Origin of the sequence: Miniphocaeibacter sp., assembly GCF_049276255.1 — a bacterium.
In the GTDB taxonomy this organism is placed as follows: Bacteria; Bacillota; Clostridia; order Tissierellales; family Peptoniphilaceae; genus Miniphocaeibacter.
Genome location: NZ_JBASWB010000045.1, coordinates 20,694 through 46,391, shown reverse-complemented (window position 1 = coordinate 46,391; position 25,698 = coordinate 20,694). Strand labels below are relative to the sequence as shown.

Sequence of the window (25,698 nt, the reverse complement as noted above, 5' to 3'; positions counted from 1 at the left end):
TATGAATATATTTTTGAACTCATTACAGTTAATAATTAAAATTATTCTTCATTCTTTCTTCTATTGCTTTTTTTCTGCTACTTTCTTCTCCCATTTCACTAGAATCTAATTTATCTATCCAGTTTAAAGCCTTTCCTGTTCCTCTAACAACAGCTGTTACTGGTCCCTCTGCCACTTGAACCTTTATTCCTATTTTTTCTTGAATTTTCTTATCTAGTCCAGCAATTAAACTACTACCACCTGTCATTATTGCACCTCTTTCAAATAAATCAGCTGCAAGTTCTGGTGGTGTTTGTTCAAGAACGCTATGAACTGTGTCTACAATTTGAGTTAAAGGTTTTTCAAGGGCTTCCGATATATCTGACGCTGTTACAAAAACATGCATAGGCAAACCATTAATTAAATTTCTTCCCCTTACTTCAAAAAGGTCATTATCATCTCTTAAGTTTGCAGCAGCTATATTTATTTTTATATCCTCTGCTGTTCTCTCCCCAATAATCATATTATATTTTTTCTTAATATAATCAGATATAGCTTTATCACACTCATCTCCTGCAACTGGAATTGATCTATTAATTATAATACCACCTAAAGCAATTACAGCTACATCTGTAGTTCCTCCACCTATATCTATAATCATATTACCGCCAGCATCTCCAATATCTACTCCGGCTCCTATTGCTGCAGCTAAAGGTTCTTCTATTAAATATGTTTTATAGGCCCCTGCGAATTTACTAGCTTGTATTACTGCTCTTCTTTGAACTTGAGTAATTTCACTTGGAACGCATATTACAACATTTGGTTTTATAAATGATTTACCTAAAGCTTTCTCAATAAAATATGACAACATTTTTTCAGTTGTATTAAAATCTGCAATAACACCATCTTTCATTGGTCTTGTTGCAATAATATTTCCTGGTGTCCTGCCTAGCATTTTCTTAGCTTCCTTTCCTACTGAAAGGACTTTCCCAGTATAACTATCCATAGCTACTACTGAAGGCTCATTAATAATAACACCTTTGCCACGCATATACACCAATACTGAAGCTGTTCCTAAATCTATTGCTATGCTTTTTCTTAAATTAGCCATTATATTTCTTCCTCTCTATATCTATTAAATAATATAACATAAATAAGCCATTTCTGACTATTCTTTATGAAAATATAAATGGGAATATTTTAATAAGGTCTATAATTTATTTATTCTCCTATTAATATTAAACTATAATCTATTATAGCCTATTTGTTTAAAATACAGGAGCGATTAAATTAGCTAGTAAAATAAATTTATAAATTCTTTCTAATTATTAAATCTACTATTTATCTTTTTAATATATTATAATTATGCTAATATATTATTTATAAAAATAATTTAGGAGATTTTATGGATAATAAAGAAAATATAATAATGGATAAATTAACTAAGGTTTGCACTTGTAAATCCATATCGAAATATAAAATTAAACATGCTATTGAAAATGGTTTTGATGATATTGAAGCCGTTCGTAAAAAAACAGGTGCTGGTTCTGGCTACTGTAAAGGCAAAAATTGTACAGAGCCAATTCAAGAACTAATTGATGAATATTGGGAAAAAAAATAAGTAGGTGTTACACCTACTTATTTTTCCTTATTTTAATTCTTTTTTCAATTCTTCAACTTTATCTAATTTTTCCCAAGACAAGTCCAAATCATCTCTTCCAAAATGTCCATATGCTGCTGTTTGTTTATAAATCGGTCTTCTTAAATCTAAAATATCAATAATTGCAGCAGGTCTAGTATCAAAATATTCATCGACAATTTCAGCTAATCTTTCTTCGCTAATTTTTCCTGTACCAAAAGTATCTACATATATTGACACTGGTTTTGCAACTCCTATTGCATAGGATATTCCAACTTCAGCTTTATCTGCAAGTCCTGCAGCAACAAGATTTTTAGCAATATATCTTGCCATGTAAGCTCCTGAACGATCTACTTTTGTAGGATCTTTTCCAGAAAATGCTCCCCCTCCATGTCTTGCAAAACCGCCATAGGTATCAACAATAATCTTTCTGCCTGTTAATCCGGAATCTCCCATTGGTCCACCTATTTCAAATCTACCAGTTGGATTAATAAATATTCTTGTATTTTCATCCATTAATTCTGCAGGAATAACTTTTAAAATCAATTTATTTTTTATGTCTTCCCTTAATTGCTCTGTTGTTACATTTGGATCATGCTGTGTTGAAACTACTATAGCATCTACTCTTACAGGCTTGTCGTCTATATATTCAACTGTTACTTGAGATTTTCCATCAGGTCTTAAATACTTTAATGTTTTGGATTTCCTTAATTCTGTTAATTTTCTTGTTAACTTATGAGCAAGACTAATTGGTAAGGGCATATATTCCTCTGTTTCATTACATGCATAACCAAATACCATTCCTTGGTCTCCTGCTCCTATTTCGTCATATATGTCATTGTCTCCTTCTTTATATTCTAAGGAAGCGTCTACTCCTAAAGCAATATCCTTAGATTGTTCATTAATTGAGGTAAGAACAGCACAAGTATCACAATCAAAGCCGTATTTTCCCCTATCATAGCCAATTTCCCTTACTGTTTCTCTAACTATTTTTTGAATATCGACATATGAAGATGTTGTTATTTCTCCCATAACAAAAACCGTTCCTGTAGTAGTTGCACACTCACAAGCAACCCTAGCATCCTTGTCTTCTTTTATTATTTCATCTAATATAGCATCAGAAATTTGGTCACAAATTTTATCTGGATGTCCTTCTGTAACTGATTCTGATGTAAATAATCTTCTCTTCATTTTTCCTCCTCTTATATTTACCTAAACACTATTTTATTAATACTATATACTTTACTTTTTATATATTTAGTTTGAAAATTAAGTCTATTATATTTATATTTGTTTTTATAATTAATAATCATTATTATCATAAATCATAAAAAAACCTTGCCGAAAAGCAAGGCTGATAAACTTATTTTTCAGACAATCTGCAGGATTTAGCACCTAATTAAATAGGTTGCTGGGTTTCTTAGGGCCAGTCCCTCCACCACTCTCAATAAGGTATATTATATTTTCTTATATGCTATCACTAAAAAAATCTTTAGTCAACTATTTTATCTAGCAAGACAACTGAATATGTTGAAATCCCCTCTTCCCTACCTTCAAATCCCAACTTTTCCGTTGTTGTTGCTTTTATAGAAATATTATTTATTTCCGTATTTAATATTTCTGCTATAGTTTTTCTCATATTATCAATATATGGCGATAGTTTAGGCTGTTGAGCTGCTATAACAGTATCTATATTTCCTATTTTATATCCTTTTTCCACCATTAAATCATATACTTTCCTAAGAAGTATTTTTGAATCAATATCCTTATACTTCATATCGTTATCGGGAAATAATTTCCCAATATCTCCCAAAGCTAAAGCCCCTAGTATAGCATCCATTATTGCATGTATACAAACATCTGCATCTGAATGACCTAGTAGCCCTAAATGGTAATCTATTTCTATTCCACCTAATATAAGCTTTCTATTTTCCACTAATTTATGAACATCATAACCTATTCCTATTCTCAAGTTCGTCCTCCGATTTCGCTATAATTTCCCCAAATACCAAATCCTCTTTTGTAGTAATTTTTATATTCGAATAACTTCCATCTATTATTTTTACTTTCTCACCTATAATTTCCATTAAAGATGAATCATCAGTAACTTGAATATCCTCAGTAAAACACTTATTATAGGCATCTAATATAACCTGTCTTTTAAATACTTGTGGAGTCTGAGCCTGGTATAAATATTTTCTTACTGGTGTAAAAGCTATTGTTTTGTCTTCTCTTATGCTTTTTATTGTATCCTTTACAGGTACTCCTACTATTACAGCATTATAATCTTTCATATTTCTAATAGCTTCTAATATTATTTCTTTTGTTACGAAAGGACGTACACCATCATGACAAATAATAATATCACTGTTGGCATCAGTTTTTAATAATCCATTATACGTGGATTTTTCTCTTGTATTTCCTCCTATGGCAATTTTTATTTTTTTATTATACTTTTTTGTTAATTTATTATAAAAATCCAATTCTTCTTTTCTTACAATGACTATTATTTCATCAATAATATCTATACTAAAAAACTTTCTTATAGTTCTTTCTATTATTGGAACTCCATTAATCTTTAAAAATTGTTTAGGTATCTTAGAAGCCATTCTAGAACCACTTCCAGCAGCTGTTATAATAGCTGAAATTTTCATTTTTTTAATGTTCTCATTCAAACTATCCATATTAAAAATTATATCATATATAAAATCTTTCCAATAAAAAAATGCAGTTATATATAACTACATTTTTCCATTATTAAAATTAATTCTTACAAATATCATTTTTCCTGCTGCTGTTTGTAAAACTGAAGTAACTGTTGTTTCAACAGTCTTTCCTATATAGTTTTTCCCGTCTTCAATTACAACCATAGTTCCATCATCTAAATAAGCTAAGCCTTGATTTGCCTCTTTACCATCTTTTAAAATTGTAACTGTCATTTGTTCCCCTGGTATTACTATTGGTTTCATAGCATTTGCTAATTCATTAATATTTAAAACTTCAATATCTCTAACTGTTGCTACCTTATTTAAATTATAATCATTTGTAATTACCTTTCCTTTAAATTCCTTAGCTAACTGTAATATTTTCGAATCAACCTCTTCTATATCAGGGTATCTTTTTTGAGATATTTCAACATCTGTAGCTGTAATATTTTGAATCATCTTCAAAATATCAAGTCCTCTTCTACCTTTTTGTCTTCTTAGGTCATTGTCAGAATCTGCTATATGTTGTAATTCTTCAAGAACAAAAATAGGAACTATAATTTTTCCCTCTATAAATCCAGCTTCAATAATGTCTTTTATTCTACCATCAATTATTACAGAAGTATCAAGTATTTTTATTGAATCATTTGTTGCCTTTTTACTGGCTTTTTCTTTAGGTGCTTTAACCTTTTGAAAAATATTATTTAAATCACTTTTATTAGTTCGTCCAAGTCTTAAGCCTAAATAACCTAGGGAAATAAATATGATTATAGACAATATTACCATTGGAATGTTACCTACATAGGGTAGTTCTAACTGCAGTAATGGATAAGAAACCAATAGTGCAACTATAAGTCCAATTATCATCCCTACTACACCAAGTAAAACCTCACTAATAGGTAATTTTGCAATTTCTGATTCAACATTTTTTGTTGATTTGTCGATTCCTTTTATGATTTTAGGAAAAATCAAATAAAAAATAATAGAAAATAGAATAATACCAGCAATATAAATTATAGTTTTAACAGTTCCTTCAAAGCTAGTTAATAACTGTACCTTGTCTAATAAGTAAACAATTGTAAAACCACAAATCCCACCTAATAAAATCATAAAAACATTAAACACTTTTTTCGCCATCTTCTCACCTCCTTATTAAATATAATAATATTATTATATTTTAATAGAGTTTAAAATCTTAAATTCTACTTCGGAGGCTAATTCGTCTTCAACAACGGAGATTTCTGAAATTAACATTTTTTTTGAAGTGTTCAATATTTTCTTTTCAGCCATAGATAATCCTTTTTCACTATCTAATATATACAGGTCACGGAAAACTTTTGATATCTCATATAAATTACCAGTTCTTAATTTTTCAAGATTATCCTTGTATCTTTGATTCCAATTAGATACAATTTCTCCTTGCTCTTCTGATAGTATTTTAAAAATATCTTCAACAACATCATTGTCTACAATATTTCTAATACCAACTTCATTTATTTTATCTATTGGAACTGAAATCTTCATATCTCCAACTGGCATTTTTAGTATAAAATATTCTTTTTCAGTACCTAAAATATCTTTTTTTTCCTTTTCTATAATTACACCTGCTCCATGCATAGGGTAAACTATCTTATCACCTATATCAAACATAACTTCACCTCACAATATCATTATATAACATATTTTAAAAATGGTAAACAAAATTTAAATTATATCACAACTCAAAACATTGTCAAGTAAAAAAGTAAGACCTAAGTCTTACTTTACATATTTATCTATTATATTTACTATTTCATTTATTTTTTCATCCCGGTCGTTTTCATCATTTTTTATTGCATCTGTAACACAGGTTTTTAAATGATCTGCTAGAACATCGGTGTTAGCCTTTCTTATTTGACCGATTATTGCAAGTAATTGGGTTGAAATATCGACACAGTATCGGTCCTCTTCCAACATTTTAATTACTCCATCCATTTGTCCCCTAACTATTCTTAGCTTTTTTAAGGCCTTTTTCTTTCCTTCTTTCATTATTCTATACTATCTACATCAAAACCTATATCTTCTACTGCATCTTTTAATACAGCATCTTCTAGGTTGTCTCCTTCTACTACAACAACCTTAGTGTTTAAATCTACATCTACACTTTTAACTCCTTCTAAACTTCCTAAAGCTTCTTTTACAGATTTTTCACAATGGGAACAAGTCATTCCTCTTACTATTAATTTTTTCATTATTTTCTCCTTTTATTTTTTAAAATTTTTAAGTCTTAATGAATTTGAAACTACAGAAACAGAACTAAATGCCATTGCTGCTCCAGCTATCATTGGGTCTAAAAATCCAAGAGCTGCTATTGGTATTCCTATTGCGTTGTAGAAAAACGCCCAGAACAAGTTTTGTTTTATAGTTCTCATAGTTCTTTTACTTAATTTTATACTAGTTACTACTGAACGTAAATCACCATTTATTATTGTAATATCAGATGCTTCTATGGCAATATCCGTGCCTGTTCCTATAGCAAATCCTATATCACTTTCAACTAATGCAGGAGCGTCGTTTATGCCATCTCCTACCATACCAACGATTTTTCCTTCTTTCTTAATTTCTTTTACTTTTTCAGCCTTTTCGTTTGGTAAAACCTCTGCTAATATATTTTTAATTCCAATATTTTTTCCAATTGCATTAGCTGTTCTTTTACTGTCCCCAGTAATCATATAAACGTCTACACCCATTTCTCCAAGCTCATCTATTGCTTCTTTCGATGTAGGTTTTACTTCATCTGCAACTGAAATAATACCTAAAAGATTTTTTTCGTCAGATATTAACAAGGGAGTTTGACCTTTTTCTTGGAAATTATTAATATCTTCTTCATCATATATAATATTTTTTTCATTTAAAAGCTTTTTACTTCCAATATAATATTTTTTATTGTCGATTTTACCTTCAATTCCCTTTCCTGTAATTGAATTAAAGTCTGTTACTTCTTCTATATTATAATTATTGTCTATTGAATATTTTACTACAGCTTCTCCTAATGGATGTTCACTTATTTTTTCTAATGATGCTGCTATTGAAATCAATTTATTTTCTGAAACTATATTATAATTTTTTATTTCGACTACTGAAGGTTTTCCTTCTGTTATAGTACCTGTTTTATCAAATACTATTGCATTCATTTCATAAGCTTTTTCCAAATATTCGCCAGATTTTATTAAAATTCCTAATTCAGCACCTTTTCCTGTTCCAACCATAATTGCCGTAGGTGTTGCTAGTCCTAAAGAACATGGACAAGCTATAACTAAGACTGCTACTGCATTCATAATAGCATTATCAAAACTACCCTTTGTAAAGTATGTCAATATAAAGGTAATTAGGGCTATTACTATAACTGAAGGAACAAATATACCGGATATTTTATCTGCCAGCCTTTGTACAGGAGCTTTATGCCCTTGAGCATCCTCTACTAATTTTATAATTTGTGCTAGCATTGTATCTTTACCAATTTTAGTAGCCTTGAATTTTATAAAACCATTTTTATTTATTGTTGCACCAATTACTTCATCATCAACTGTTTTTTCAACAGGGATAGACTCCCCAGTAATCATAGATTCATCTATATTTGTATTACCGAAAACTATTGTTCCATCAACTGGTATTTTTTCACCTGGTTTTACTAATATAATATCATCTATTACAACCTCTTCTACAGGTATTTCTATTTCCTCTCCATTTCTCTCAACAACGGCGGTTTTTGCCTGTAATTCAAGTAATTTATTAATTGCATCTGTTGTTCTGGTTTTAGCTCTTTTTTCAAAATATTTACCTAATAAAATCAATGTAATAATTACAGCACTTGACTCAAAATAAAGTTCTGAAGAACCAATTATTACATGATAAACAGAATAAAAGTAAGCAGCTGAAGTTCCCATTGTTATAAGTACATCCATATTGGCTCCGCCACCTCTTAAGGAATTATAGGCAGCCTTATAAAATCTTCCACCAATAAAAAATTGTACCGGTGTTGCAAGAATAAATTGGAACCATCCTTCATTTAAAATTATATGAATTCCTGCCATATGGAAAAACATTGCAGAGAATAAAGGAATTGTAAATATTGCAGAAATAATTAAATCCCTTTTTAATTCCTTCAATTCTTTTTCATCATTACTTACAATATTATCATCTTCACTTATAACTTTAGCTTTAAAGCCTGCTTTTTCCACAGCCTTTATTATTTCGTCCTCAGTTACAAAACCATTTTTAAATCTTACTGTACCCATATTTTGTAAAGAGTTAATAACAGCTTCTTCTATTGGAAGCTTCGACAAAACCTTCTCTATTCTTTTTGAACATGCTTCACAGGTCATTCCCTCTATATTTAATTTTATGGTTTCATCCGGAACTTCAAAGCCTATGGATTCTATTTTTTCTATAATATCCTTTACATTAACATCTTCATCTATATTCATAGTTCCTATTCCGGTAACGGAATTAACGTTAATGTTTGATACACCTTTAATTTTTGACAATACCTTCTCTACCCTAGAGGAGCATGATTGTCAAGTCATTCCATTGATTTTTATATTTATACTTCTCATAAGACCTCCTATATAATATACCCCCTATGGGTATATTATAATTATAAATCCATTGATAATTGTTGTCAATACAAATATGTCTTCTTTCATATTTTTACAAAATCCTTTATAATCATAGTGTATATACTTGTAAATATAACTTCTGAAGGAGGAGTAATTTTGATAAACTGGAAAGATGAATACAATCTTGCAATGTTAGCCGATTTTTATGAATTTACTATGGCTAATGGATACTTAGAAAAAAATAAAGAAGATACTATTACATATTTTGATTTATATTTTAGAGACGTTCCAGATAATGGTGGTTTTGTAATATTAGCAGGACTAGAGCAATTAATTAGCTATATTGAAAATCTAAAGTTCTCAAATGAAGACATTGAATATTTTAAAAACAAAAATATTTTTTCTCAAAAATTTATAGACTACCTAAAAGATTTTAAATTTGAAGGAGATATTTGGGCAATGCCTGAAGGTTCTATTGCTTTCCCAAATGAACCTTTAGTAACAGTTAGAGCACCGGCTGTACAAGCTCAACTAATAGAAACAATGGCTTTATTATGTATAAATCATCAAACTTTAATAGCTACTAAAGCCAATAGAATCGTTAGAGCGGCAAACGGAAGATCTGTAATGGAGTTTGGTGCTAGAAGAGCACAAGGTGCAGATGCTGCTACACTTGGTGCTAGAGCAGCCTATATTGGTGGTGTTAATGGTAGTTCAAATACCTTAACTGATAAAATATTTGGCGTTCCTGCTTTAGGTACAATGGCTCACTCCTGGGTAATGATGTTTGAAAATGAATATGAGGCCTTTAAAGCATATGCTGAAACTTTCCCTGATGACACAACCCTATTAGTAGATACATATAATACTCTAAAAGAAGGAGTTCCCAATGCTATAAAGGTCTTTGATGAAGTTTTGAAACCTTTAGGAAAAAGACCTAAGGGAATACGTCTAGATAGTGGTGATATTGCCTATCTTTCAAAACAAGCAAGAATTATGCTTGACGAAGCAGGTTACGAGGATTGCCAAATAGTTGCATCTAGTTCTTTAGATGAGTTTAAAATTAAAGCCTTAATTAATCAAGGAGCAAAGGTAGACTCCTTTGGTGTTGGCGAAAGACTTATTACATCTAAATCCAGTCCTGTTTTTGGTGGTGTATATAAATTAGTTGCAATTGAAAAAAATAACGAAATTATACCTAAAATTAAAATCAGTGAAAACGTAGAAAAAATTACTACTCCAGGATTTAAACAAATATATAGACTTTATGATAATGTAACAAAAAAAGCTGAGGCTGATTTAATTTGTTTATTTGACGAGGAAATTGATACAAGTAAACCTTTGGAGATTTTCCATCCAGTTCATACTTGGAAAAGAAAAACCATTGAAAACTTTTCAGTGAAAAAATTACTGCTTCCTATTTTTAAAAATGGAAAATTAGTTTATAATCTACCAAAATTAGATGAGATTTCCAATTATAGGAAATCGGAACTAAATTCATTTTGGGATGAAATTAAAAGGTTTGACTATCCTCATCTATATATTGTTGACCTATCTTTAAAACTATGGAATTTAAAAAATACTTTACTACAAAATAGATAATTATAAAAAGCATTTAGATTTACAACTTAAAATCTAAATGCTTTTTAATTTAACTATTATATTTAACAAGAGCCTTAATATCGTATTCACTATTTATTTCTCTACCTTTTAAGTCTTCTAGTTCTATTAAAAACTCCATTCCCACTACTATTCCACCAGCTTTTTCAACTATTTTAGCCAGTGCATTAGCTGTTCCTCCAGTAGCTAGTAAATCATCTACTATTGCAACTCTCTCCCCTATATCTATAGCATCTGAATGCATTACTAATTCATCTTTCCCATACTCTAAATCATATTCAAAGCTAATTGTTTCTCCTGGTAGTTTTCCAGGTTTTCTTATTGGAATAAAACCAATACCTAAGGCATATGCAACTGCAGAGCCTAAAATAAAACCTCTTGCTTCCGGTGCAGCAATGTATTTTATATTTTTATCCCTTAAATTATCTGCCATAGTATTAACAACATATTTAAAAGCTTCTCCATCCTTTATTAATGTTGTAATATCTTTAAAACTAATTCCCTTTCTAGGAAAATCTTCTATTACTCTGATTTTATCGGATATATTCATAAATCCCCCTATATTTTTTTCCAAGTTCTAGGTGAAAACAACACTAGAATTGGTATTATTTCAAGTCTTCCTGCTAACATACTCATTGATAAAACAAATTTATTAAAATAACTAACATTAGCAAAATTCAATGTTGGTCCTACTTTTCCCAAACCTGGTCCTACATTATTAAAAGTAGTTGCAACGGCACTAAATGATGTTAAAAAATCATCAAAAGATAAACTTACAATAAATAAAATAATTAAAAAAACCAATATATACACAGCTAAGTAATTTAAAATATTTTCTTTAGCATCATCACTAAGTCTTCTTTTGTTAATTCTAACTAATTTAACCCTATTTGGATTTGCAGATTTTGCAAATTGTGCAAAACTTGATTTTATGTAAACAACTACTCTGAAAATTTTTAATCCTCCTGCTGTTGAACCTGCACATCCTCCAATAAAGGTTAAAAATAAAATTATTATTTTTGAAAATAAAGGCCACTTATCATAATCAACTATTGTAAACCCTGTAGTAGTAATTGTTGAAGAAACTGTAAATAAAATATTTCTTAGGGCCTCAAATATTGTATCATAATTTTCATATATGTTTAAGAAAATTAACATAATAGAGCAACCAATAATACCTAAATACCATTTTAATTCCTCATTATCTAAAGCTTCTCTTACTGAACCTACAATAATAAGATGATAGATATTAAAATTTACTCCAAATACTATCATTCCTATAGATAAAACCATTTCTATATATGCACTATTATACTGGGCTATTCCTGCATTTGAAATACCAAATCCACCAGTTCCAGCTGTTCCAAAGGCATATAGCAGGGAGTCAAAAACTTTACTCCACCTAATAACAGCAAAATAACCAGGACAAAGGTCATTGCAAAATAAATAATATACAGTACCCTTGCACTATCTCTAGCTTTTGCAACTACCTTACCAAATATTGGACCTGGTACTTCTGCCTTCATAATTAATGACGACTGACTGTTTTCTCTAGGAAGTATAGCTAGAGCAAATACCAAAATTCCCATACCACCAATTAGGTGGGAAAAAGATCTCCAAAATAAGTTGGATTTGGAAATTACATCTAAATTCGTAATAATACTTGAACCAGTTGTAGTAAAACCACTTACCGACTCAAAAAATGCATCTATAAAATTTGGTATATCGCCAGACAAAAACAAGGGAACAGCTCCTAAAATAGAAACTATTAGCCAGCCTAAGGCTGCAATTACAATTCCTTCCTTTGTATAAAACCTATCTGTTTTTTTGCATTTTTTAGATAAAATAGTTCCTAATATTATCATTACTATCATAGGAATAAAATAAGCTAACTGATAATTTAACTCTTCTTTGAAGATTATACTAACAATTAATGGTAATGCCATTAAAATACCTTCAATTTTTATTATTTGTCCTAAAATATAACCTAATATTCTATAATTCATAAATTCTCCACGTTTTTTACACAATATAAATCATATTATACAATACTAGAGTCAATAATATCCTCTATTACTTTAAATGATTTATTAAGTGTAATAATTACCACCTTATCTCCTGGCTTTATAACATCATTTCCATAGGGAATAATAACTTCCCTATCCCTAATTATAAAAGATACCAGTGTATTCTTTTTTATATTTAAATCCTTTAAAGGAATATTACATACTGCATTATTTGATTGTATTTCAAATTCTATAGCTTCGACTTTATCATTTGCTATTCTGTGAAAGGCTTCTATTCTAGAATTTGTAAATTTTATATTCGTCCTAATAAATTGTACTATTTTATCAGATATAACCTTTTTTGGAGAAATTGTTGTGCCTATTTCCTCTAGGTCTATTATATTTAAAATTCTAGTCCTATCTACCTTTGTAATAGTTTGTTTTACTCCCTTTTGGTTGGCAAAAATAGATGCTATTATATTTTCCTCATCTATACCTGTCATGGAAATAAAAGTATCAAAATTTTCAATTCGCTCTTCTTCTAATATATCTTGATTTGTACCATCTTCTCTTATTATATCAGCATCTGGAAAAGTAAAGCTTAGGTAGTCTGCAATATCCTTTTTTCTTTCAATTACCTTTACATTGTAATTTTGCTTTAATAATCTGCTAATTAAGTAGAAGGAAATTCTTCCTCCACCAATTATCATAATATTTTTATTTTTCTTAATGTTGCCTATAAATTTAAAAAATTCCGTTAAGGCATCCCTTTCACCTAACACATAAATAATATCATCTTTTTTTAATACAAATTCACCATTAGGAATATACACTTCTTCATTTCTAAGAACCGAACAAACTAAAATATTCTTATTTATTTTATTTTGAATTTCCAACAAGGACATGTTGTTTAATATATTCTTATCCCTTAACTTAAAAGATATTAACATTACTTTACCATGAGCAAATTCTTCTACATCTAAAACATCTGAAAAACTTAATATTCTAACAATTTCCCTAGCTGTTTCAAGTTCAGGGTTAATCATTAAGTCTATGTCCATTGTTTCACTCATAAAATCAACATGATTTGAATATTCAGGATTTCTAACTCTAGATATTGTATATTTTGCTCCTAATTTTTTTGCCATAACACAGGCTACCATATTTAACTCATCTTGATTTGTTACAGCAATAAAAATATCGCACCTGTCTATTCCAGCCTCTTCTAAAATATAGGTATCAGCTCCATCTCCTGCTATACCTAAAATATCATTATACTCTAAAATTCTATCTAGTACTTCCTTGTCCTTTTCAATTAGAGTTATATCATATCCTTCTTTAGACAAATCCTCACTTAAATATTCGCCGACCTTACCTGCTCCAACGATTATTATATTCATACTTCCTCCATTATAGTATTCCTACTGCTTTTTTTGCTAACTTATCAGCTTCCTCATTATATTTATCACCTGAGTGGGCTTTAACTTTTATAAAGACTATTTCTATTTCCTTTTTTAGACAGTCAAATTGATTTTTATAGTATTTTGTTAAATCGTTATTGGTTTTCCAATTTCCCAAAGCCCAATTGCTAATACCGGTATAATCATAATGAACAAAAATTTTTTTTAATCCATATTCAATTGCCTTATTTATAACATACAAAGAACCAAAAACCTCTCCTGTTACATTTCTAAATTCAGAATAGTTTTTATTTGCCACTACTTGAGAAAATTGTTCTTTTCCCTTTTTAGTAAATAAGACTGCTCCAAAACCGCATTCCTTACTTACTATATTATAACTACCATCTACAAAAGCAATAGCTTCATCTTCCTTAATTATCTTCTGGCTAATGTCCTTTGAAATAGCTTTTTTTTCTTCTAAAATAAATTCTTTAGCATCTTCTAGTTTTTCAAATTTTTTATATATTGCACCTTTAAATCCATTTACTTGGTTTTTACAATCATCCCAATTAAAATAAATACCTGGAGTTTTTCCTTTTTTAACTGCGTAATAGTATTTTTTAGCCATTATGAATGCGCCAATCTACTTGCAGCTGCTGCAGCAATAGCAGCTACAATATCATCTAGAAAAGTATTTACTTCATTTAAACCCTTATTCCTATCTAAATCATTTATAATTCCAATTTTTTCCTTGTCCAAATATCCAAAATTAGTCAAACCTATTGAGCCGTAGATATTTACTATTGATAAGGGCAAAATTTCATCGATTCCATATAAGCCTTCATCATCCTTTATAATTGACCTTAAAGGTTCATCTATTAAGTCCTTTTCTGCCAATTCATCTAAAGCTATTCCCGTTAAAATCGCATGACATACTTCTCTTTTTTTTAATACTCCTAGAACATTTTCTCTACAAATTTCTAGTGTAAGATTTGGAAAATAATCCTCCTGTAATCTATATACGATTTGTGCAATATCCTTTATATGAACGCCCCTACGATGTAGGGATTCTCTTGTATAGTGAATTAATTCTTCCATAGTATGGTTAGTTTGTATATTCTTTCTCATTTATTTACACTCCCAACTAGTATCAGTTAAATTATATTAGTAACCTTATTATAACTTGTAATTTATACTAAGGTTGTTAATATACTGCTAGACCTTTTTTATTTTTGGCTATATTTACTATTTTCTCATAAAAATTTTAAAGTTGCTATACTATTAACTAGATATAACAACTTTGTTTTTTATAATCTATCGAATATATATATTTTTAATAAGAGAAAATTAACCTTGGTATTTCTAATAACCCTATTATCTATTTTATAGTATGTCTTTAATTTTTCAAAGAAATTAATGGTATAATTTACTTTAGAATGAAATTTACTGGAGGTTTTAATTATGTTAATTTGGATAGATTTTACTTGTCCCTTTTCTTATTTAGGAATAAAAAAATTATTTTCTATAATTAAGGACAATAATTACAATATAGATTTAGAGATAAAATCACTTCTACTTAATCCGCAATTAAAGGGAAAACAAGATTATATAAAAAGTCTTAGTGAAAAATACAATATTCCATATAGTAAGGCAGAAAACATGGCTTATGGAGCAACAAAAATGGCTTTAGAGGACAATATAAAATTAGATTTTAAAAATTTAAGAATGGTAAGCTCTACTAATGCCCATAAATTAATTAAATATTTTGAAAATAATGAAATATATTATGATTTAATTGTAAGTATATTTGAAAAATACTTTTTAGAGCAAAAGAATATTAGTAATATAAATGTCTTAGAAGAGATTTTAACTGAATTAAATCTTAGTAATTTCTCTGTAAAAGATATTATTGAAAATAACAAGTATTTAGAAGAAATCAATAAAGATATGTACCAAGCGTCGACTTTTAAAATTAATAGTACCCCTACTATTCTCTTAAGAAATGGTAAAAAATTTATTGGCTCTAGAACAGAAGAGCAGTATATAGATATAATAAAGCAATCATTGGAGATGAATTAATAATGAATTATATAGTTTTAAATAACGGTTTGAAAATTCCACAAATAGGAATTGGAACCTATAAAGTTAAAAATATTCAAGAAATAATAAATCTTATGGAGTATGCTAAAAAAGCAAATTATGAAATGCTAGATACTGCTTCCTACTATAATAATGAAAAACTAATTGGCCAAGTTTTTAAAAATAATCCTAGCCTTAAAAAACAATTTCTAGTTTCTTCTAAAGTATGGCCTAGTGATTTTGACAAGGATAATACAAAAAGATCCATTGAAAATTCCTTAAATAGTTTAAATCTAGATACAATTGATATTATGTTTATACACTGGCCCAGTGAAGGTTTTTTAGAAGCATGGAAAGTTTTTGAGGACTATTATGAACAAGGGGTTTTAAAATCCATTGCTGTATGTAATTTTCAAATAAAACACATGGATAAATTACTTGCCAATGCCAACATACCACCTTCCATTAATCAAATAGAGCTACATCCCTATTTAATTCAAGAAGAGCTAAAGGATTATTTAAAAAAATTTAATATTAAAATTCAAGCATGGGCACCACTTGGAAGAGCTAGCCAAGAAATGTTTAATGAAAAAACATTAGTTGAACTAGCTAATAATTATAATAAAACAGTGGCTCAAGTAATATTAAGATGGCATATAGATAAGGGACATATTGTTATACCTAAGTCTGCAAAAGAATCTAGAATAAATGAAAATATGAATATTTTTGATTTTTCTTTGCAAAAAGATGAAATAACTACTATAGATAAATTAAATAAAAATCATAGATTTTCGCAAAATCCCGATGATGAACAATGGCTTACTAAAATTAGAAAGGGTTTAAACTAATGGCAGAATATATTTTTGGCAGAAATGCTGTTTTAGAATTATTGAATTCCAATAAAGTTGAAATTTTATATATACAAAAAGGAAATTTAAAAGGGTCTATTGAAAAAATAATAGGCAAAGCTAAGGACAATAAAATAATAATTAAATATGTAGATAAAAACAAATTGGATTCTCTTTCCCAAGGTGGTAGCCACCAAGGTGTAGTTGCCTCAGTTCTTGAATACAAGTATTTTCAAGTTGATGATATTTTAAATGAAGCTCATAATAAAAAAGAGGACCCTTTTATAATAATTTTAGATGAAATTGAAGATCCCCATAATTTAGGAGCTATTATTAGAACAGCAGAAGTTGCTGGCGCTCATGGAGTTATTATTCCTAAAAGAAGATCTGCTACAGTAAACTCTGTAGTTCACAAAGCATCAGCTGGTGCTACAAATTATTTAAAAGTTGCCAAAGTTACAAATATAACTGAAACTATTAAATATTTAAAATCTAAAAATATTTTTATTTATGGTGCAGATGGTGAAGCTAGAAGTTTTTATAATAAAACGAATTTAACAGGTCCTATAGGCATTGTAATAGGAAACGAAGGCAAAGGAATTACTAAACTTGTTAAACAAAATTGCGATGAATTAATAAAAATACCAATGTTTGGAAATATTAATTCTCTAAACGCTTCAAATGCTGCTGCTATTATCCTATATGAAGTAGTGAGACAGAGAAATGAAGAGAATTAAATATCTTTTTGTCGATGGATATAACGTAATAAATGCCTGGCCTAATTTAAACACTATAAAGAATGAAATTGGACTTGATGCCTCCAGAGAAGAATTAATTAATATTCTTTCAGAGTATCAATCACTATCAGAAGAAAAAATAATCCTAGTTTTTGATGCTTACCTTGCTAAAGGAGAAAGAACTACCGGAGAAAAAAAAGTTAAAAATATAATAGTTTATTTTACAAAAGAAAAGGAAACAGCAGACCAATATATAGAACGTTCACTGGATAAAATTGGTAAAAAAAATAGGGTCAGAGTAGCTACTTCAGATAGCCTAATTCAACAAACAATTTTAAACCGTGGTGGTACAAGATTATCATCAAATGAACTGTTAATTGAATATCAGGGTTTAAAAACTCAAATAAAGCGAATTGAATGTAAGTCCCGTAGTTACAGTTCCAAAAACCTAGTAACAATGAATAACGAAAACCTATGTAAACTTGAAGAATTAAAAAAGGATTTAAATTAATAAATCCTTTTTTCTTCTTATAATAATTATGCTTTTCTTAATTTTTTAGATAATTTTAAAGATTTTGACAATATTATTCCTAAGACAGTATTCATAATAGCAGCTGGTAATACAACAGTTCCTACTAAAACAAAGAAACTGTCCTTCATTGAAGGTGTAAATACAAAAACTGCAAATGCTAAAAATACCAATCCACTTGTAAAAGTACCTATAAAGTTAATTATTCCTGATTTTACTGTATTTAAATCAAACTTAAATATATATTTATATATAGCATATACCACTATACCTGAAACTAACTTATCTATTATAGAAGGGATTTGTCCACCTGGAAATTTTGTAGTTAACATTGCTAACACACCTGCTACTAAAGAAATCACAACTGTTGAAGAAAAGTTTTTAACTATAAAAATTGCTAAAAACATAGTAGCTAATAACATATCTGGTGTAACTCCATAAATCGGTGGTGTAATTGCGTGTAATATAGTTCCTAAAGCTAGTAAAACTGCTGCTAATATCATATCTTTTGTTTTCATAATCTATCTCCTTTTTGTATTTAAATTATTTGAATTGATTTTTTATAAATTTTTTACTACCTTTTCTCTTCAAGTCATTAAATCATCCCCTATATATTTCTATAAAATATTTTATAAAAATTATTTTATAAATAAAAAAAACACCTACTCCCATAAAGGAGCAAGTGTTAACTCGCGGTGCCATCCTAATTATACATAAAAATGTACATCTCTTTTCAGATACTAACATATCCTATCCCTATAAGGTGAGAAACACCCTCCAGCTACTATAATTCGCCTTCGATCTCATAGACCCATTCATAAAACTCTTCATGAAAATTTTCACCAAACATTTTCTCTCTACAAATTCAAGCCTTACTACTCTCTCTATTCAACGATTTATTATTAAATTTAATTATAATTCTATTTTTCTATTTTGTCAATAAGATAATTAAAAATAGATTTTCTTATTCTAAATTGACAGATTTATCAACAAAAGTTATAATAATCTTACTTGCTCTCTTAGCTCAGTAGGTAGAGCGCTTCCATGGTAAGGAAGAGGTCGCCGGTTCGATTCCGGCAGTGAGCTCCATAGACACCAGTTGGTGTCTTTTTTGTATATAATAGTAATAGACAATAAGTGCTATTGTGATAAAGTGTAAAATCCTATATAATTATAGTATTTTAATAACAATATTAGAGGTGAAAAATTTGAAAGGAACATTAGTTTATAAAATTCTTAAAGATCATCTAATTGAAGGTGATTTAGAAATTGGAAAAGAAATAGCTATTAAGCTAAATCAAACATTAACCCAAGACTCTACAGGAACTATGGTTTATCTACAATTAGAGGCTATGGGAATAGATAAAATTAAAACTGACTTATCTGTAGCATATATAGATCACAATACTATACAAGCAGGATTTGAAAATGCAGATGACCATGAATTTATAAGAACAGCTGCTAGAAAATATGGACTTGTATACTCTAAGCCTGGTGGAGGCATTTGTCACCAAGTACAACTAGAAAGATTTGCTAAACCAGGTATTACACTAATTGGTTCTGATTCCCACACTCCTACTGCCGGTGGTTTAGGTGCATTAGCCATTGGTGCCGGCGGCTTAGATGTAGCTGTTGGTATGGCAAATGGTTACTATTATATAACTGTACCTAAAGTATATAATATTAAATTAACAGGAAAATTAAGCGATAAATGTAATGGTAAAGATGTTATTTTAACTGTACTACAAAAACTATCAGTTAAAGGCGGCGTTGGATATATTATGGAATATACTGGTCCAGGTATAAAGTCTTTATCTGTTACCGATAGGGCAACTATTTGTAATATGGGAGCAGAATTAGGAGCTACAACTTCTATTTTCCCTAGTGATGAAAATACCCTAGATTTTCTAACAAAACAAAATAGACCAGAAGATTATATTGAACTATCTCCTGATGAAGATGCAGAATATGAAAATATTTTAGAAATTAATTTAGATAATATTGTACCAATGGCAGCTAAACCACATAGTCCAGATAATGTTATAAAAATTGATGATGAAAAAATAAAAGTTGATCAAGTAGCTATTGGCTCTTGTACAAATTCTTCTTATGCTGATATGATGAAGGTTGCTAAAATCCTAGATGGCAACAAGGTTGATCCATCTGTAAGTTTAGTTATAGCTCCTGGCTCAAGTAATATACTAAGACTTCTTAGTGAAAATGGTGCTTTAAAAATATTTATTGAAGCAGGTGCAAGAATACTTGAGTCAGCTTGTGGTCCTTGTATTGGAATGGGACAAGCACCAAAATCTAAAGGAGTAAGCTTAAGAACATTTAACAGGAACTTTAAAGGAAGAAGTGGAACTATGGATGCTGAAGTATATCTTGTAAGTCCAGAAACAGCTGCTGCTTCAGCTATTACAGGATATTTAACCAATCCAAATACTTTAGATTTAGATTTAACTATTGAAGAGCCAAGTAACTATGGAAAAAGCGATAACTATTTCATTTTCCCTAATGAAGAGGATTTAGGAAAAGATGTTGTAATGGGACCGAATATTAAACCATTCCCTAAGGCTGTTCCATTATCTGATACTATAAGTAAAAAGGTAATTCTTAAAACAGGAGATAATATTACTACAGATGATATCTGTCCATCAAATGCTAAATTATTACCATTTAGATCTAATATTCCTTATTTGTCACAGTTCTCTTTTAAAACTATAGTAGATGACTTTTATAATAGAGCTATTAATAATGATGGTGGAATAATAGTTGGTGGAGACAATTATGGTCAAGGTTCTTCTAGAGAGCATGCAGCACTTGTTCCCCTATTTTTAGGAGTAAAGGCAGTTATTGCTAAGTCCTTTGCAAGAATTCATCGTTCAAATTTAATTAATAGTGGTATATTACCTTTGGTTTTCGTAAACAAGGATGATTATGAAAAAATTGATGAGTATGATGAACTTGAATTAAATAACACTATAGAAGCTGTAACAAATGGAGAAGTTATTAATTTAATTAATAAAACTAAAAATATAGAAATCCCTGTTATATTTGAAGGGTCACCAAGAGAAATAGAAGTTGTATTAAATGGTGGATTTTTAAATTACGCAAAAAATAATAAATTAGAGGTGTAAAATGCATAGAGTTACAATGTTAGAAGGAGATGGCATAGGTGTTGAAATCTGTGCTTCTTTAAGAAAGGTATTTAGAGCAGCAGAAGTAGATATACAATGGGATATTTATCAAACTGGAGAAAAACATTTTGAAAAACATGGAGAACTAATATCTGATGATTGTTTTAATAGTTTAGAAAAAAACAAGGTTGGAATTAAAGGACCTATGACCACTCCTATAGGAACAGGATTTAGATCGGCAAATGTATTTTTAAGAAAGAAATATGATTTATTTGCAAATGTTAGACCTGTAAAATCATTAGGTAAAATCGATAGTAAATTTGATAATATCGACATTACAATATTTAGAGAAAATACTGAAGATCTTTATCAGGGAATTGAAGAAATGGAAGATAAGGACACTGCTAAAAGTATAAAAATAATTACTAGAAAAGGTTCTGAAAGAATTGCAAAAGAGGCTTTTGAATTTGCTAAGAAGAATAATATAGCTAAAGTAACAGTAGTTACTAAAGCAAATATTATGAAATTTACAGATGGACTATTTTTAGAAGTTGCTAGGGAAGTAGCTAAAGATTATCCAAGTATTGAATTAGAAGAAGTTCTCGTTGACAATATGGCTATGCAATTAGTAATGTATCCAGAAAAATACAAGTTAATTTTAACTGAAAATCTTTATGGAGATATATTATCAGACCTTTGTGCCGGACTTGTTGGTGGTCTTGGTTTAATACCAGGAGCTAATATAGGAAAAGATATTGCAATTTTTGAACCAGTACATGGTTCTGCTCCAGATATAGCAGGAAAAAATATTGCTAATCCAACAGCATTAATTTTAAGTGGATGTTTGATGTTAGAATATTTAGGTGAAATTGAAGCAGCTACAAAAATAAAAAATGCAGTGAACAAAGCGTTAAGTGACAAAAATAACTTTACAAGAGATTTAGGTGGAAATAAATCAACAGAAGAATTTACCGATGCTATAATCTCTAATCTTTAGGAGGTATTCTATGGTTGTAAATAATTCTCAAGGAAAATCAATTGTCCAAATAGAACAAGATTTTTTAAAAACACTTGATGACAATAGTTATATTGATCCTTCTTTATACTCAAAATACAATATTAAAAGGGGTCTAAGAAATTCTAATGGAACTGGTGTTTTAGTAGGAATTACAAATATAGCTAATGTAATTGGCTATGAAATTAAAGATGGAGTAAAAGTACCAGTAGATGGTAAGTTATTCTATAGGGGTATTAGATTAACTGATTTAGTTAATGGTTTCCAAAAAGATGATAGATTTGGATTTGAAGAAACGGCATTTCTTTTATTACTTGGTAAATTACCAACTAAAGATGCTTTAGAAGAATTTAATAGAGTTATTAGTTACAACTTAGAATTTCCTAAATTTTATAAAGAGGACCATATAATTAAATATCCTAGTAATAATATTATGAACATGCTGCAAAAACAAGTCTTAACACTATATACCTACGATAAAAACCCGGAAGATATTTCCTTACTTAATACATTTAGACAATCCTTAAGTTTAATTGCAAAATTACCAATACTAATGGCTTATTCCTACAAAGCAAAAAAACATTATTACGATAATGATTCCCTTGTTTTACACAGGCCATTAGTCAATGCTTCTATTGCTGAAAATATTTTGCATATGTTAAGACCTGACTGTAAGTTTACAAAAGAAGAAGCCAGACTTCTAGATCTTTGTTTAGTAGTACATGCAGAGCATGGTGGTGGAAATAACTCAGCTTTTGCAACCCATGTTGTATCTTCTACAGGAACAGATACCTACTCAGCTATTGCTACAGCAATAGGTTCTTTAAAAGGACCAAAACATGGTGGTGCTAATATTATGGTTAGGGCTATGGTTAATAATATTATGGAAAATTGTAATTGGAAAGATTACGAATCTCTTTCAAATTATATTGATAAAATCCTAAATAAAGAAGCCTTTAACAACAAAGGATTAGTTTATGGCATGGGACATGCTGTATATACAAAATCGGACCCTAGAGCCGTTCTTCTTAAGAAAAAAGCTAGGGAATTAGCTGAAATAAAGGGTTTTTCAGATAAGTTTAAGCTACTTGAAAATATTGAGAATTTAACTATAGAAAAATTTAAAGCTAGAAAAGGTCCAGAATTTGAAATATGTGCAAATGTTGACCTTTACGCTGGATTGGTTTATGAAATGTTAGGAATTGAGCCAGAGCTATACACTCCAATATTTGCTGTTTCCCGAATAGCAGGCTGGTGTGCCCATAGACTTGAGCAAACAAGAGATGAAAAAATCATGCGTCCTGGCTATATTTCTATATCCGGTGAAAATGAATATACAAATATTAACAATAGATAATTTTCAATAAAAAAGTACTGTATAATAAATTTAAATTTTATTTATATACAGTACTTTTATTTATATATTTATTTTTTTCTTACTATTTCAATATCATATCCGTCAGGGTCTGTTATAAAATAAAATCCTGGTTTATTTGAATCTGATAAACCACTTAAATCCGTTACCTTATAACCCATTTTCTTATGTTCCTCATGGGCTTTTTCTAAGTCTTCAACTTCATAAGCTATATGACTATAACCATTACCTAATTCGTATGGTTCATGGCCAACATTATATGTTAATTCAATTTCATGACCACTTTCCTCATCACCTAAATATACTAAACTAAATTTATCCTCTGGATAATCCTTTCTTTTAGTTACTTTTAAACCTAGAGCTTTTTCATAAAATTCTATAGATTTTTCTAAATCATAAACCCTTATACATGTATGAATTGCCTTCATCTTCATAACTTTCACTCCTTTAGTCTAATTTTAACAAAATAGTATTGTTAGTTTCAATATTTCTATAGGTACTACCCCATAAATCTACATACCAGCTTTCAGTATCATCGTTAAATTTAAAATGAAAACCTACTTTTTTATCTATATTATCTTCTAATTTATCCTTATTGACTTCTTCGTCCTTACTAAAGCGACCTTCCTTGTAACTTAAAAATCCACCAATATATGCAGTTTCATTAAAGTCGGATATATTCACTTCAAAAGAGCTAAGGTCAATTAAATAGGACATATAATTTCTTACATAGTATTGATTATACCCAATATTACTCTTAATCCAACCTATTGCCGTATCTAGAGCCTCTCCACCAATGGTGGAAAATAAATTAATGTCAGAATTTTCAAAGGCCATTTCATTTTCCTTTAAAGTCTTTTTTATAATATTAATAAAATGATCTAAATAAAAGTTATTTTCATAATTCATTTCTAAGTCAACATAATCATCTACATTTTCTAAAGATACTGAATTAGATAAGGCGTAACCAAATTTACTTTTCTCAACTACTGCTATAGAATCTTGTTTTGAAAGGTTCTTGTTTCCAAATTCATTAAATTCTTCTACTGTCATATTTGTATTTTTCCCATTTACAAATACTATTGCATCTTCATCTACACTGTCAATTACTAATTCAAAATCTCCTTCTATAATTTTAAAGTTCTCATTTGCTAATTTAGAATTTTTAAAATCCATTAAGATGTTAAAATTATTTTCCTTATTTTCATATTTTATCTTAACTACATCACTTAACTTTAAAAACTCAAATTCTGATTTAATCTTATATATTCCTGGTAATAAAGTTAAATCTTTAGTTTTATAGAGCTTTCCAATTTCTACTTCTTTTTTTACTATAGATTCATCCTTAATATTTATTGGTGTTATTTTTATTTTATAATCTTTTGAAAATAAATTCCCTCTATTAGATTTAACCACCCCTATTAGGTTCTCTGTTGAATAATTTTCATTTTCCTTTATGTTTTTAATATCACTAGATATTGAATTTTTAACATAATCGGCAAAATCCTTATCATTTTCATATAAATCTATAAAATTATTAAATGATTCCTTGTAATACTCTTTCTTATCCCCTTCTATATAGGTAAGTTTCTCAAGCTTGTTAATATTGTGGTCTTCAATAGCTGAAATATATTCTCCTTCTATTTTATCAATATCTGTAACTTTAAAATTAATAAATAGTAAAAAAGCAATTATAGCCAGGCATATTATTGTTACAAATATTAATAGAAACTTTAATTTTCCATCCTTAGGGCTTGTTTCTAGATTACTATTTATTTTATTTACTTCTTTATCTTTTTCAAGATTATTACTGTTCTCTATTAAAATCTTTCTTCCCGACAAGGGATTATTTTTATCTTTTAATTTTACTAATTTTTCATCTTTTACTTTTTTATCTTTTTCCTTCTTTATAATTTCCTTTATATTAATTTCTTCATCTTCAACTTTGTGAAAGTCTAATTTATCCATTAGTCTATGAAAATAACCTTTAATATCTATTTTCTTATTATTATCATCATTTGACAAATA

At 29.0% G+C, this 25,698-nt stretch carries 25 protein-coding genes, 1 tRNA gene, 2 pseudogenes, 1 riboswitch and 1 other annotated feature; of the genes and pseudogenes, 10 read left to right on the top strand and 18 right to left on the bottom strand.

Annotated elements, in window-relative coordinates; translation table 11 throughout:
- Positions 1-28: 28 nt before the first annotated feature.
- Positions 29-1,090: a rod shape-determining protein gene (locus tag WAO56_RS04520; RefSeq protein ID WP_422145075.1), complete on the bottom strand. Its 1,062-nt coding sequence runs from the start codon at positions 1,088-1,090 to the stop codon at positions 29-31.
- 294 nt (positions 1,091-1,384) lie between these two features.
- On the opposite strand from WAO56_RS04520, the gene WAO56_RS04515 reads away from it, so the two are divergent.
- Positions 1,385-1,600: a (2Fe-2S)-binding protein gene (locus WAO56_RS04515; RefSeq protein WP_422145074.1), complete on the top strand. Its 216-nt coding sequence runs from the start codon at positions 1,385-1,387 to the stop codon at positions 1,598-1,600.
- A gap of 27 nt (positions 1,601-1,627) precedes the next feature.
- Here WAO56_RS04515 and metK read toward each other — a convergent pair whose 3' ends face one another.
- The 9 genes and pseudogenes from metK to WAO56_RS04470 form a co-directional block, all read right to left on the bottom strand.
- Positions 1,628-2,809: a methionine adenosyltransferase gene (metK, locus tag WAO56_RS04510; RefSeq protein WP_422145073.1), complete on the bottom strand. Its 1,182-nt coding sequence runs from the start codon at positions 2,807-2,809 to the stop codon at positions 1,628-1,630.
- 169 nt (positions 2,810-2,978) lie between these two features.
- A riboswitch (SAM riboswitch) is annotated at positions 2,979-3,072 on the bottom strand.
- Between the two features lie 38 nt (positions 3,073-3,110).
- Positions 3,111-3,590 carry a 2-C-methyl-D-erythritol 2,4-cyclodiphosphate synthase gene (gene ispF, locus WAO56_RS04505; RefSeq protein WP_422145072.1) on the bottom strand — a complete coding sequence of 160 codons (480 nt, stop codon included), beginning with the start codon at positions 3,588-3,590 and terminating at the stop codon, positions 3,111-3,113.
- Positions 3,568-4,272, bottom strand: coding sequence for a 2-C-methyl-D-erythritol 4-phosphate cytidylyltransferase (ispD, locus tag WAO56_RS04500; protein ID WP_422145071.1), 705 nt, complete (start codon positions 4,270-4,272; stop codon positions 3,568-3,570). The genes ispF and ispD overlap by 23 nt, the downstream gene beginning before the upstream one ends.
- An 87-nt stretch (positions 4,273-4,359) precedes the next feature.
- The gene (locus WAO56_RS04495; protein WP_422145070.1) at positions 4,360-5,460 is read right to left on the bottom strand and encodes a PIN/TRAM domain-containing protein; all 1,101 of its coding nucleotides are present in this window, start codon (positions 5,458-5,460) and stop codon (positions 4,360-4,362) included.
- A 33-nt stretch (positions 5,461-5,493) separates the two neighbouring features.
- Positions 5,494-5,973: a CarD family transcriptional regulator gene (locus tag WAO56_RS04490; protein ID WP_422145069.1), complete on the bottom strand. Its 480-nt coding sequence runs from the start codon at positions 5,971-5,973 to the stop codon at positions 5,494-5,496.
- 108 nt (positions 5,974-6,081) lie between these two features.
- Positions 6,082-6,351 (bottom strand): metal-sensing transcriptional repressor, encoded by a 270-nt coding sequence (locus tag WAO56_RS04485; protein ID WP_422145068.1) that lies wholly within the window; start codon positions 6,349-6,351, stop codon positions 6,082-6,084.
- Entirely contained in the window at positions 6,351-6,554 is a 204-nt protein-coding gene (locus tag WAO56_RS04480) for a heavy-metal-associated domain-containing protein (RefSeq protein ID WP_422145067.1), read from the bottom strand. The genes WAO56_RS04485 and WAO56_RS04480 overlap by 1 nt, the downstream gene beginning before the upstream one ends.
- 12 nt (positions 6,555-6,566) lie before the next feature.
- Positions 6,567-8,396, bottom strand: coding sequence for a copper-translocating P-type ATPase (locus WAO56_RS04475; RefSeq protein WP_422145141.1), 1,830 nt, complete (start codon positions 8,394-8,396; stop codon positions 6,567-6,569).
- A 138-nt stretch (positions 8,397-8,534) separates the two neighbouring features.
- A pseudogene (locus WAO56_RS04470) lies at positions 8,535-8,867 on the bottom strand (cation transporter); the annotation flags it as partial.
- A 210-nt stretch (positions 8,868-9,077) separates the two neighbouring features.
- Here WAO56_RS04470 and WAO56_RS04465 point away from each other — a divergent pair.
- A complete protein-coding gene (locus WAO56_RS04465) occupies positions 9,078-10,523 on the top strand; it encodes a nicotinate phosphoribosyltransferase (protein ID WP_422145066.1) in 1,446 nt (481 codons plus the stop codon).
- A 49-nt stretch (positions 10,524-10,572) separates the two neighbouring features.
- Here WAO56_RS04465 and WAO56_RS04460 read toward each other — a convergent pair whose 3' ends face one another.
- The 5 genes and pseudogenes from WAO56_RS04460 to WAO56_RS04440 form a co-directional block, all read right to left on the bottom strand.
- On the bottom strand, positions 10,573-11,091 hold the full coding sequence (locus WAO56_RS04460) for an adenine phosphoribosyltransferase (RefSeq protein WP_422145065.1): 519 nt from the start codon (positions 11,089-11,091) through the stop codon (positions 10,573-10,575).
- 8 nt (positions 11,092-11,099) lie between these two features.
- Positions 11,100-12,406, bottom strand: a pseudogene (locus tag WAO56_RS04455) (TrkH family potassium uptake protein).
- 176 nt (positions 12,407-12,582) lie between these two features.
- Positions 12,583-13,947 (bottom strand): Trk system potassium transporter TrkA, encoded by a 1,365-nt coding sequence (trkA, locus tag WAO56_RS04450; protein WP_422145064.1) that lies wholly within the window; start codon positions 13,945-13,947, stop codon positions 12,583-12,585.
- A gap of 10 nt (positions 13,948-13,957) precedes the next feature.
- Positions 13,958-14,575 carry a viroplasmin family protein gene (locus WAO56_RS04445; protein ID WP_422145063.1) on the bottom strand — a complete coding sequence of 206 codons (618 nt, stop codon included), beginning with the start codon at positions 14,573-14,575 and terminating at the stop codon, positions 13,958-13,960.
- Positions 14,575-15,075 carry a phosphatidylglycerophosphatase A gene (locus WAO56_RS04440; RefSeq protein ID WP_422145062.1) on the bottom strand — a complete coding sequence of 167 codons (501 nt, stop codon included), beginning with the start codon at positions 15,073-15,075 and terminating at the stop codon, positions 14,575-14,577. The genes WAO56_RS04445 and WAO56_RS04440 overlap by 1 nt, the downstream gene beginning before the upstream one ends.
- A 333-nt stretch (positions 15,076-15,408) precedes the next feature.
- Here WAO56_RS04440 and WAO56_RS04435 point away from each other — a divergent pair, with 333 nt between their 5' ends.
- The 4 genes from WAO56_RS04435 to WAO56_RS04420 are packed head-to-tail and all read left to right on the top strand — an operon-like array spanning position 15,409 to position 18,122.
- Positions 15,409-16,026 carry a DsbA family oxidoreductase gene (locus WAO56_RS04435; protein ID WP_422145061.1) on the top strand — a complete coding sequence of 206 codons (618 nt, stop codon included), beginning with the start codon at positions 15,409-15,411 and terminating at the stop codon, positions 16,024-16,026.
- Between the two features lie 2 nt (positions 16,027-16,028).
- Positions 16,029-16,874 carry an aldo/keto reductase gene (locus WAO56_RS04430; RefSeq protein ID WP_422145060.1) on the top strand — a complete coding sequence of 282 codons (846 nt, stop codon included), beginning with the start codon at positions 16,029-16,031 and terminating at the stop codon, positions 16,872-16,874.
- Positions 16,874-17,611 (top strand): 23S rRNA (guanosine(2251)-2'-O)-methyltransferase RlmB, encoded by a 738-nt coding sequence (gene rlmB / locus WAO56_RS04425; RefSeq protein WP_422145059.1) that lies wholly within the window; start codon positions 16,874-16,876, stop codon positions 17,609-17,611. The genes WAO56_RS04430 and rlmB overlap by 1 nt, the downstream gene beginning before the upstream one ends.
- A complete protein-coding gene (locus WAO56_RS04420) occupies positions 17,598-18,122 on the top strand; it encodes an NYN domain-containing protein (protein ID WP_422145058.1) in 525 nt (174 codons plus the stop codon). The genes rlmB and WAO56_RS04420 overlap by 14 nt, the downstream gene beginning before the upstream one ends.
- A 26-nt stretch (positions 18,123-18,148) precedes the next feature.
- Here the strand turns inward: WAO56_RS04420 and WAO56_RS04415 are convergent, their stop codons facing one another.
- On the bottom strand, positions 18,149-18,658 hold the full coding sequence (locus WAO56_RS04415; protein WP_422145057.1) for a tryptophan transporter: 510 nt from the start codon (positions 18,656-18,658) through the stop codon (positions 18,149-18,151).
- A gap of 153 nt (positions 18,659-18,811) precedes the next feature.
- Positions 18,812-19,041 (bottom strand) — a binding site (T-box leader).
- Positions 19,042-19,153: 112 nt separating this feature from the next.
- Here WAO56_RS04415 and WAO56_RS04410 point away from each other — a divergent pair.
- The 4 genes from WAO56_RS04410 (at position 19,154) to WAO56_RS04395 (ending at position 23,652) form a co-directional block, all read left to right on the top strand.
- Positions 19,154-19,229: transfer RNA gene (locus WAO56_RS04410), tRNA-Thr, on the top strand.
- A 119-nt stretch (positions 19,230-19,348) separates the two neighbouring features.
- On the top strand, positions 19,349-21,280 hold the full coding sequence (locus WAO56_RS04405; protein WP_422145056.1) for an aconitate hydratase: 1,932 nt from the start codon (positions 19,349-19,351) through the stop codon (positions 21,278-21,280).
- 1 nt (position 21,281) lies between these two features.
- Positions 21,282-22,277 carry an isocitrate/isopropylmalate dehydrogenase family protein gene (locus WAO56_RS04400; protein WP_422145055.1) on the top strand — a complete coding sequence of 332 codons (996 nt, stop codon included), beginning with the start codon at positions 21,282-21,284 and terminating at the stop codon, positions 22,275-22,277.
- Between the two features lie 10 nt (positions 22,278-22,287).
- Positions 22,288-23,652, top strand: a complete 1,365-nt coding sequence (locus tag WAO56_RS04395) for a citrate synthase (protein WP_422145054.1) — start codon at positions 22,288-22,290, stop codon at positions 23,650-23,652.
- A gap of 68 nt (positions 23,653-23,720) precedes the next feature.
- On the opposite strand, the gene WAO56_RS04390 is transcribed toward WAO56_RS04395, so the two are convergent.
- Positions 23,721-24,104: a VOC family protein gene (locus tag WAO56_RS04390; protein ID WP_422145053.1), complete on the bottom strand. Its 384-nt coding sequence runs from the start codon at positions 24,102-24,104 to the stop codon at positions 23,721-23,723.
- A 13-nt stretch (positions 24,105-24,117) separates the two neighbouring features.
- On the bottom strand, positions 24,118-25,695 hold the full coding sequence (locus WAO56_RS04385) for a TcaA 3rd/4th domain-containing protein (RefSeq protein WP_422145052.1): 1,578 nt from the start codon (positions 25,693-25,695) through the stop codon (positions 24,118-24,120).
- Positions 25,696-25,698: the final 3 nt, after the last annotated feature.